The organism is Novosphingobium sp. GV079 (assembly GCF_003058045.1).
GTDB lineage: Bacteria > Pseudomonadota > Alphaproteobacteria > Sphingomonadales > Sphingomonadaceae > Novosphingobium > Novosphingobium capsulatum.
The window spans coordinates 281,426-290,938 of record NZ_QBUE01000006.1 but is presented as its reverse complement, the minus strand read 5'-3'; the positions used below and the strand labels follow the sequence as shown (position 1 = coordinate 290,938).

At 65.9% G+C, this 9,513-nt stretch carries 9 protein-coding genes; 7 read left to right on the top strand and 2 right to left on the bottom strand.

Annotated features, from left to right (window positions below):
- Window positions 1-156 precede the first annotated feature (156 nt).
- Window positions 157-1,587, bottom strand: a complete 1,431-nt coding sequence (locus tag C8K14_RS11005; RefSeq protein ID WP_107716677.1) for a Mur ligase family protein — start codon at window positions 1,585-1,587, stop codon at window positions 157-159.
- Between the two features lie 460 nt (window positions 1,588-2,047).
- Here C8K14_RS11005 and C8K14_RS11000 point away from each other — a divergent pair, with 460 nt between their 5' ends.
- The 7 genes from C8K14_RS11000 to C8K14_RS10970 all read left to right on the top strand — a co-directional run bounded on the left by C8K14_RS11000 (window position 2,048) and on the right by C8K14_RS10970 (window position 8,633).
- Window positions 2,048-2,881 (top strand): LD-carboxypeptidase, encoded by an 834-nt coding sequence (locus C8K14_RS11000; protein ID WP_107716676.1) that lies wholly within the window; start codon window positions 2,048-2,050, stop codon window positions 2,879-2,881.
- A 32-nt stretch (window positions 2,882-2,913) separates the two neighbouring features.
- A complete protein-coding gene (gene fabD / locus C8K14_RS10995) occupies window positions 2,914-3,852 on the top strand; it encodes an ACP S-malonyltransferase (protein ID WP_107716675.1) in 939 nt (312 codons plus the stop codon).
- Between the two features lie 61 nt (window positions 3,853-3,913).
- Window positions 3,914-4,306, top strand: coding sequence for a GxxExxY protein (locus C8K14_RS10990; RefSeq protein WP_107716674.1), 393 nt, complete (start codon window positions 3,914-3,916; stop codon window positions 4,304-4,306).
- Between the two features lie 54 nt (window positions 4,307-4,360).
- Entirely contained in the window at window positions 4,361-5,125 is a 765-nt protein-coding gene (fabG, locus tag C8K14_RS10985) for a 3-oxoacyl-[acyl-carrier-protein] reductase (RefSeq protein ID WP_107716673.1), read from the top strand.
- Complete coding sequence (locus C8K14_RS10980; RefSeq protein ID WP_233251034.1) at window positions 5,125-5,655, top strand: hypothetical protein; 531 nt, start codon at window positions 5,125-5,127, stop codon at window positions 5,653-5,655. Before fabG ends, C8K14_RS10980 begins: the two co-directional genes overlap by 1 nt.
- 241 nt (window positions 5,656-5,896) lie before the next feature.
- Window positions 5,897-7,015: a DNA polymerase III subunit beta gene (gene dnaN, locus C8K14_RS10975; protein ID WP_054130484.1), complete on the top strand. Its 1,119-nt coding sequence runs from the start codon at window positions 5,897-5,899 to the stop codon at window positions 7,013-7,015.
- A 184-nt stretch (window positions 7,016-7,199) separates the two neighbouring features.
- Complete coding sequence (locus C8K14_RS10970) at window positions 7,200-8,633, top strand: globin-coupled sensor protein (RefSeq protein WP_107716672.1); 1,434 nt, start codon at window positions 7,200-7,202, stop codon at window positions 8,631-8,633.
- Between the two features lie 17 nt (window positions 8,634-8,650).
- On the opposite strand, the gene C8K14_RS10965 is transcribed toward C8K14_RS10970, so the two are convergent.
- Entirely contained in the window at window positions 8,651-9,451 is an 801-nt protein-coding gene (locus tag C8K14_RS10965) for an alpha/beta fold hydrolase (RefSeq protein ID WP_233251033.1), read from the bottom strand.
- Window positions 9,452-9,513 lie beyond the last annotated feature (62 nt).

Below are 9,513 nucleotides of genomic sequence, written 5' to 3'. Positions count from 1 at the left end.
CCTCGACCGCATGGGCCCTCATCGCTTCCATCCGAATGATCACCCGGCGAACCGCAACCTATTGCCTTGCTTGAGAAACTTCCGAATCAGGCACTAAGATGTGGCGCGTGCCCCCCCCCGGCCTGGCTGGGGAGGGGCACGCACCGGTCCATGCGATCAGGTAAGGCTGCCAAGCACGTCGCGGGCAAAGGCTGACAGCGTATCGTCGCGCGCGCCCATGATCACGATCCGGTCTCCCGGACGGGCGAGGGCCGCCAGCCGCTGGCCGGCCTCGGCGCGCTCCGCCACGTGTTCGGCCTGGCCGCCGTGCGCGTTGACCAGGCCGACGATGCGTTCAGACCCTTGTGTGCGATCCACCGTGCCGCCAAAATAGACCGGGTCGGTCAGGATCACGCGATCCTCGGCGCTCAATCGCGTGGCCAGCACTTCGGCCAGTTCCGCGCCCATCTGGCGCAGCGGGCCATAGCCGTGCGGCTGGAACAGCGCGAGCACGCGGCCGGGATGGGCCTTGAGCGTTGCGAGGGTGGCGGCAACCTTTTCCGGGTTGTGGCCAAAATCATCAATCACCGTCACGCCGCTGGCGCTGGTGCCGACAATGTCGAACCGGCGGGCGAGCCCGGCATAACCGCTCAGGGCCGCCACGGCCTCGCCCAGCGGCAGGCCCGCCGCATCGGCTGCGGCCAGAGCGGCCAGGGCATTGGCCAGGTTGTGCCGGCCCGGCACGGCCAGCGTGATATCGTGCTGCGCACCACTGCGCCGGTCGACCACGGTGGCGGCGATGCTGGTCGGGCTTTCCACCACGCTGGCGGGCACGACCCCGATCATCGCCGTAACGGCAAAGCCGAAGGTGACCGTGGCGCGCGCGCGATGGGCCAGGGCCATGCTTTCCGCGTCATCGGCATTGATCACCGCCGTGCTTGCCGTGGCCAGGAAATTGCCAAACAAATCGCGCAGTTCTTCCAGACTCTTGTGATCGAGACTGACGTTGTTGAGCACGGCGATCTGCGGGCGATAGAGCGCGATCGAGCCGTCGCTTTCATCGACTTCCGACACGAACAGCCCGCCCTGGCCCACGCGGGCCGAGGCAAAGGGCGCATCGGCCGTGGCAAAGTTCTTCATCACCGCGCCATTCATGATCGTGGGATCGCGGCCCAAGGCCGTGAGCATCCAGCCGATCATGCCGGTGACGGTGGACTTGCCGCTGGTGCCGCCCACGGCAATGCCGATTGGCGCGGCGTTAAACAGGCGGGCGAGCAATTGCGCGCGGGTGAAGCGCGGGCAGCCGAGGTCGCGAGCGCGCACCACTTCGGGCACGGTGTCTTCCACTGCAGCCGAGGCAACGAGCGCCTGATCGGCCGAGGTGATACCGCTGCCGTCTTGCGGGAACAAGGCAAAGCCCAGGCTTTCCAGCCAGGCGAACTTTTCGGGCGTGCGGCCCTGGTCGCGGCTGCGATCAGACCCTGCGACCTGCGCGCCTGCGCCCTTGAGGATCAGCGCCAGAGGCAGCATGCCCGATCCGCCGATGCCGCAAAAGAACCAGGGATGGGCGGTAAGCGCGCCATCTGGCGCAGGTGCAGTGTGGGCCATGGGCACAGGGCACTACAGCAATCAGGGGGCGTGGCAAGATCGCTGCGACAGGTTTGCCCCGCTGCCGCGTCTGGCCGCAGCAGCGCAGGGATGAAAAGGCTGGCCGGAGCCGGGCGCACGGGGCGCAGGGTTCGGCCAGGCTCTTTTCCGGGCCAGGCTTGCGGGCGCGAGGGCAAGGTCGGAGCCAGTGCCACGGCAAGCGTCGGCATCGGTTCGGCCAAGCCCGTTTCGCCCGACGCCTGGTCCGCGATGCGGTCAAAGGCGCAAGGTGTGACAGCACCGGAGCGGCCCACGCCCGGCAGGCCAGCTGGCTTGCCAGGGTGCCCGTTCGGCCCCGTCATGCCCTCTAACGCGGCTGGCGCGGAAACCTTTCCCGAAAATCGCGTCCTAAGTATTTGGGCAAGGTTTGGGTAACCATGTGTGATGGACGAACCCCCGCGCAGGCGATAACACCGCGCCCATGTTGCGCATTGCCGTCTGTGCCCCGTCCGCCCCATTCGATCGCGCCGATGCCGGGCGGGTTGCCGCTCTGGTGGCAGACTATGCCGGCCTTGATATCCACTTTCACGAGCAATGTTTCGCCCAAAGCGGCCATTTTGCCGGCACGGACCAGCAGCGCCGCGACGCCTTCGTGGAATGTGCCAACGATCCCGGGTTTGACGCGGTGTGGTTTGCGCGCGGCGGCTATGGCGCGGGGCGGATAGCGCAGGACGCCATCGGCCTGTTGGCACCGGCGGCGCAGAACAAGGCCTATCTCGGCTATTCGGATGGCGGGGTGATGCTCGCCGCGCTCTATCGCGCCAAAGTGGGCCGCTCGGTCCATGCGCCGATGCCGGCCGATGTGCGGCGCGATGGCGGCGAGGCGGCGGTGCGCCGCGTGCTGGCTTGGCTGCAGGGCGATAGTGCCGGGCTGGAGCCGACGATCCCGGCGGCAGAGCCTGTGGCGGCGTTCAACCTCATGACCCTGTCGATGATCATGGGCACGCCGGTGATGCCTGATCTGGCCGGGCATGTGGTGATGGTGGAAGAAGTGAGCGAATACGACTATGCCGTCGATCGCCTGCTGTTTCATGTCAGCGCCGGGCTGGCGGCCATGAAGGTGGCCGGCCTGCGGCTCGGTCGTGTGACGCAGGTGCCTGAAAACGATAAACCTTTTGGCATCGGGGTAGAGGATATGGCGCGGCATTGGTGCGCGCGTACTGGCCTGCCTTACCTCGGCCGCGCGGATATCGGGCATGATGGCGATAATCGCATCGTGCCGTTCGGGCTTGCAGGAACCCCGCCGGGCCAATAGGGCGCGCGCCAGTTTTCAGGAGGCATCGATCAATGCGGGCATTCGTTTTTCCGGGGCAGGGCAGCCAGAAGGTGGGCATGGGCGCCGAGCTTGCCGCCGCCAGCACCGCCGCGCGCGAAGTGTTCGAGGAAGTGGACGACGCGCTCGGCCAGAAGCTGTTCCAGATCATGACCCAGGGCCCCGACGACGCGCTGACCCTGACGGAAAATGCCCAGCCCGCGATCATGGCCCATGCCATCGCCGTGCTGCGGGTGCTGGAAAAGGAAGGTGGCATCCAGCTGGCCGACAAGGCCGATTTCGTGGCCGGGCACAGCCTGGGCGAATACACCGCGCTGTGCGCTGCCGGGGCATTTTCGCTGGCTGATACCGCCCGCCTGCTCAAGCTGCGCGGGCAATCGATGCAGGCCGCCGTGCCGGTGGGCGAAGGCGCGATGTGCGCGCTGCTCGGCGCCGATATCGACAAGGCCACTGCCCTGGCCGAAGCGGCCGCGCAGGGTGAAGTCTGCACCGTCGCCAACGACAACGATCCCACGCAGGTCGTGCTGTCTGGGCACAAGGCCGCGATCGAGCGCGCGGTGGCGCTGGTCAAGGACCACGGCATCAAGCGCGGCGTGCTGCTGCCGGTGTCGGCCCCGTTCCACTGCCCGCTGATGCAGCCGGCCGCCGATGCCATGGCCCAGGCACTGGCCGCCACGCCGCCCCAGGCCTTTCGCGTGCCACTGTTCGCCAACGTGACCGCCGCCATCGTCACCGATCCCGCGCAGGTGCAGCAACTGCTGGTAGAGCAAGTCACCGGCCGCGTGCGCTGGCGCGAAAGCGCGATCGCGATGAAGGACGCCGGCGTCGAGGCGTTCGTCGAACTGGGTGGCAAGGTGCTGGCACCGATGATCACCCGCTCGGCCGGGGCCGATCTCTTCGTCACCAGCGTGATCACCATGGCCGACATCGAAGCCCTGGCCAAGGATCTCTGAGAGCCAAGCAGATCAGGCAAAATGAATCGCGCAGAGGCGCAGAGGCGCGGAGGGGAAGTGCATGACGGCAATCGACTCCATCAGCGGCGCCGTGGTCGATGCAGCGATGCGCATTCACAAGGAACTCGGTCCCGGACTGTTGGAAAGCGTTTATGAAGTCGTGCTTGCAGCTGCGTTGGAACGACGTGGATACAAGGTCGACCGGCAAAAGCCGGTCGATATCGAATTCGATGGAATGCGCTTTCCGGCAGCTTTTCGGGCCGATCTGATTATCGAAGACAGGTTGATCGTGGAGATCAAGTCCGTGGAGAAACTCAGTCCGGCACATGCCAAGCAGGTGCTGACGTATCTGCGCTTGATGAAACTGCCGGTTGGCTTGTTGCTGAATTTTTCGGGCGAAACGATGAAGGAAGGTATCCGGCGGCTGGTCAATAGCTATAGCCCTCAGTCCTGACCTTCTCTGCGCCTCCGCGCCTCTGCGCGAACTATTGAAATCGGAGCCAAGATTATGGAAAACCGTCTTTTTGACCTGACCGGCATGACTGCCCTGGTTACCGGCGCTGCTGGTGGCATCGGTTCGGCGATCAGTCATGCGCTGGCCCGCCAGGGGGCGCGGCTGGCGCTTTCGGGGACCAACCCGGCCAAGCTGCGCGCGTTTCGCGAAGAGCTGAACGAAACCTATGGCCACGACCATGTGGAAGTGACCTGCGACCTTTCTAACGCCGAGCAGGTGGAAAAGCTGGTGCCTGCCGCGCTCGATACGCTCGGCAAGATCGACATCCTGGTCAACAACGCCGGCATTACGCGCGACAATCTGACGATGCGGATGAAGGACGAGGAATGGGACGCGGTGATCCGCGTGAACCTGGAAGCGGCGTTCCGCCTGATGCGCAGCGCCACCAAGCCGATGATGAAGGCCCGCTTTGGCCGGATCATCTCGGTCACCAGCGTGGTGGGTGCCACGGGCAATCCCGGCCAGGTGAACTATGCCGCGGCCAAGGCTGGCCTTGTTGGCATGTCCAAGAGCCTGGCGCAGGAACTGGCCAGCCGCAACGTCACGGTCAACTGCGTGGCGCCTGGGTTCATCCGCACCGCGATGACCGATGTTTTGCCCGATGCGCAGAAGGATGCGCTCAATGGCCGCATTCCGATGGGCCGCATGGGCGAAGGCCAGGATATCGGCGCGGCGGTGGCCTATCTCGCCAGCAAGGAAGCCGGCTACGTCACCGGGCAGACGCTGCACGTGAACGGCGGCATGGCGATGTTCGCCTGATGCGCGGCGGGTGGGTGATGGCCTTGGTGGCGGCTGGGCTGGCGGTGCCGGCCGCAGCCTTGGCGCGCCCGCCCGAAACGCTGGCCTGCGCGATCAAGGCTGCGCCCGAGGGGCTGGACCAGAAGGTGGCCGATGCCATCCTGACGCCCGGCACCCCCGCGGCCAATGCCACGCAGGCCGATCTGCGCGCGATCACCGATGCCTGCGCGGCCGACCAGTTGCTGAACGACAAGCAGCGCGATGCCTATTTCAGCTATACCTGGGGGCGCATGGGCCGCGACGCGCTCGATGGCCGCCTGGCGGCGCTGGGCATCGCCTCGGCGCTGATCGACCGGGCGCTGGATATCGGGCCTGGCAATACCAACAACCCGGCCGACAAGGTGACGCCAGGCGATCTGCGCATCGTGAGCGAGGCGCTGGACAAGGCCGGCAAGCCCCCGGCCAGCGTGACATCCCAGGGCTGGCAATTGATCACCGGCTGGATCGTTGCCACCGCCCTGATGTTCGATGGGCAGCGCGATCTGGACTGAAACGGCATTTTTTTCGAGTTTTCGGGTCATTTATGCACAGTTTCACTTGGGCCATGCAAGGGGAGCCTTGCCCAAGGGGCACTCCACGCTAAGAAAGGTGGTCCGAAACGCAACGCTGCTGGCTGTGATTCCATGGCCTTCTGGTGTGCAGCCAACCCGGACGGCGCCTGTCCGTCCAGTCCGGCCTGTTTCAGATCGGTTCTGAAGCAGCCGGGTTACGAGACTGGGGATCGAGACGAGAATGAAGGCGACCATTGAACGCGCGACTCTTCTGCGCTGCCTGTCCCACGTCCAGTCGGTTGTCGAACGCCGCAACACCATTCCCATCCTGTCGAACGTGCTGATCGAGGCTTCGGCCGACAATTCGGTGCGCCTGATGGCCACGGACCTTGATCTGCAGATCGTGGAATCGATGCCGGCGGTTTCGGTGGAGGGGCCGGGCGCGATCACGGTTTCGGCGCACCTGCTGTTCGACATCGCGCGCAAGCTGCCCGATGGCTCGCAAGTGAGCCTGGAAACCACCGACAACCGCATGGTGGTCAAGGCCGGGCGCAGCCGGTTCCAGCTGCCCACGCTGCCGCGCGACGATTTCCCGGTGATCGTGGAAGGCGACCTGCCGACCAGCTTTGAAATTCCCGCGCGCGTGCTGGCCGAACTTATCGACCGCACCCGCTTTGCCATCTCCACCGAGGAAACCCGTTACTACCTCAACGGGATTTTCTTCCATGTGGCCGATGAAGTGCTCAAGGCCGCCGCCACCGATGGCCACCGCCTGGCCCGCTACACGCTGACGCGGCCCGAAGGCGCCGAGGGCATGCCCGACGTGATCGTGCCGCGCAAATGCGTGGGCGAGTTGCGCAAGCTGCTGGAAGAAGTGCTCGATACCAACGTGCTGCTCGATCTGTCAGCCAGCAAGGTGCGCTTTACCCTGGGCGGCGAACACGGCGTGGTGCTGACCAGCAAGCTGATCGACGGCACGTTCCCCGATTACAGCCGCGTGATCCCGACCGCCAACGACAAGCTGCTCAAGCTTGATCCGCGCAGCTTCTATGAAGGCGTGGACCGCGTGGCGACGATCGCCACCGAAAAGACCCGCGCGGTGAAGATGGCGCTGGAAACCGACCGCGTGACGCTGTCGGTCACCAGCCCGGACAACGGCACCGCCGCCGAAGAATTGCCAGCAGATTACACCGCGCAAGGCTTCGAGATCGGCTTCAACGCCAACTATCTCAAGGACATCCTCAGCCAGATCGACGGCGACACGGTCGAACTGCACCTGGCCGATGCCGGCGCGCCGACGCTGATCCGCAAGGATGACAAGTCGCCCGCGCTCTACGTGCTGATGCCGATGCGCGTCTGACGCGGGGCAGGCCAGCCCGGCAACATACCAAAGGGGCGCGATCGGCCAGGCTGATCGCGCCCCTTTCGCGTTTCGGCAACGCGGGCGGCTGCCGGCACCTCGGGCAAATCCCTATATGCCTTTTCAGCGGTCTTGATCGCCCTGCGCCTATGCCTGTCGCATCGGAGTTAGACAGGTAGATCCCATGGCGCTTACCCAGCAGGACGTTGACCGCAAGCTGACGTTCTTCAACATCAGCAGTGATGACGTGGCCCGGTTTGGCCAGATTGCCGGCGCCATGGACGGCCTGGCTCCGCCGGCGCTGGAACGGCTGTATGATCGCATTGCCTTGACGCCGGAAACGGCGCGCTTCTTCCCCTCGCGCGCCGCCATGTCCCATGCCCGGGACAAGCAGATCGAGCATTGGGGCAGCATGTTCAGCGGCACACCCGGCATGGCCTATGCCGAACGCGCCCAGCGCATCGGGGATGTTCACGCGCGAATCGGGCTGGAGCCGGGCTGGTATATCGGTGCCTATGCCTCGGTGCTGGACGAGGTGATCGTGCGGTTTCTGGGGCGCGGCCTGGGCAAGCTGGGGAGCCGCCGCGCCAAGGCCGTGGCCACGCTGGTGAAGATGGCGCTGCTCGACATGGAAGTGGCGCTGTCTGCCTATTTCCAGGCGGAAGATGCCAAGCGCCAGGCGGTGGTTACCCAGGTGGGCCACACTGTGCGCAAGATGACCGAGGGCGATTTCACCGTGGCGTTGACCGGCCTGCCCGAAGCCTATGCCGCGCTGGAAGCGGACCTGGAAACCATGCGCAAGAAGGTGAGCGGCGCGCTGGGCGCGGTCTCGCAGACTTCGCGCGCGGTCGATACTGGCGCCAAGGAAATTCGCGAGGCTTCGGACGATCTTGCCCGGCGGACGGAGCAGCAGGCAGCCTCGCTCGAAGAAGCCTCGGCCTCGATCACCACGCTGGCGGGCACGGTGGGCAAGACGGCCGAAGAAGCGACCCAGCTGCATTCGGCGGTGCAGGACGCCCATGGTGACGCGCGTCAGGGCGGCGGCGTGCTGGAAGAAGCGGTGCAGGCGATGAACGACATTCACCGCTCTGCCGCCGAGATCGGCAAGATCATCGCGGTGATCGATGGCATCGCCTTTCAGACCAACCTGCTGGCGCTCAACGCCGGGGTGGAAGCGGCGCGGGCGGGTGATGCCGGGCGCGGCTTTGCCGTGGTGGCCAACGAAGTGCGCGCGCTGGCGCAGCGATCGGCCGAGGCGGCGCTCGATATCAAGAAGCTGATCGGCGAAAGCTCTGTCCAGGTGGAACGCGGCGTGACGCTGGTGGACCAGACTGGCGAGACGTTCGAGCGGATCGTCAGCCGGGTGGGCGCGATTGCCGAGGTGGCCAGCAACATTGCCGAGGGCGCCAGGGCACAGGCCGCGAATATCCGGCAGATTCAGGCCACGGTCAACGAACTGGACCTGATGACCCAGCAGAACGCGGCGATGGTGGAAGAGGCGACGGCGGCATCACGCAGCCTGGCTGGAGAGGCCGATCGCATGGCCGATCTGGTGGGCCATTTCCGCGTGGAAGGCCTGGTGCCTCACCAGGCCAAGGCGACGCGGCGCGCGGCCTGACGCGGCGCAGAGGCCCGTCACGCCGCGTCGAGAAATCCGCGCAGCGTGGCGGCAAAGGCTTCGGGATCGGCGAGCATGAACAAGTGCCCGCCGCCCTTGAACATTTCCAGCCGGCTGCCGGGGATGGCGCCGTGCAGGAACTGGGCATTGGCCGGCGGGATCAGCTGGTCTTCCTCGTCATGCATGACCAGCGTGGGCAGGGCCAGCAGCGGCAGGAACGGTGCGCTGCTCCAGGTGGAAAAAGCGGCCAACTGGCAAGCCCAGCCGACCGGCGAGGGCGGCATGGCCGCATTGAGCGACACCGCCTGGTGGCCACCGCCATTGTACAGCGAGGCAAGGTTGCGCTGGAGGGTGCGCGCGACGGTGTATTCGCGCGGATCGGCCATGTGGCTCATGATCGCGGGATTGCCTGGCACCATCGCGGCCCCGGCGGCCGTGGCGGCCAGCGCCAGCCGGCCGATGCGGGCGCGATGCTGGAACGCGAACTGCTGCGCCACGGCGCCGCCCCAGCTGATGCCCAGCACGTCTACCGCATCGAGATGCAGGCGATCGAGCAGCGCGGCCAGCGTGAGCGCAATACACGGCATGGTATAGGGAATGATCGGATCGGGTGACTTGCCGATGCCCGGCATATCGAAACTGATGATCCGGCGGCAGGGCAGGGCGCGAACCACCGGTTCGAGCAGCTCCATGTTCATGCCGATGCCGCCCAGCAGCACCAGCGGACGCGCACCTTGGGCGCCGACATGCCACTGGCCAAGGCGCAGGCGCCGGCCGGCAACGCCAACCATCGAAAAATCAGCGGTAAAACTCGCCACGATCCCGTCATCTCCTGCCGGGTGCATGGCGCCTGTGCGCCGGCAATCCCGCCAACGTTCGC

Excerpts from the sequence above, each read along its gene's own strand:
- fabG (WP_107716673.1), top strand. The coding sequence starts at position 4,361 with ATGGAAAACCGTCTTTTTGACCTGACCGGCATGACTGCCCTGGTTACC.
- C8K14_RS11005 (WP_107716677.1), bottom strand. The coding sequence starts at position 1,587 with ATGGCCCACACTGCACCTGCGCCAGATGGCGCGCTTACCGCCCATCCC.
- C8K14_RS10990 (WP_107716674.1), top strand. The coding sequence starts at position 3,914 with ATGACGGCAATCGACTCCATCAGCGGCGCCGTGGTCGATGCAGCGATG.
- C8K14_RS10980 (WP_233251034.1), top strand. The coding sequence starts at position 5,125 with ATGCGCGGCGGGTGGGTGATGGCCTTGGTGGCGGCTGGGCTGGCGGTG.
- C8K14_RS11000 (WP_107716676.1), top strand. The coding sequence starts at position 2,048 with ATGTTGCGCATTGCCGTCTGTGCCCCGTCCGCCCCATTCGATCGCGCC.
- fabD (WP_107716675.1), top strand. The coding sequence starts at position 2,914 with ATGCGGGCATTCGTTTTTCCGGGGCAGGGCAGCCAGAAGGTGGGCATG.
- dnaN (WP_054130484.1), top strand. The coding sequence starts at position 5,897 with ATGAAGGCGACCATTGAACGCGCGACTCTTCTGCGCTGCCTGTCCCAC.
- C8K14_RS10970 (WP_107716672.1), top strand. The coding sequence starts at position 7,200 with ATGGCGCTTACCCAGCAGGACGTTGACCGCAAGCTGACGTTCTTCAAC.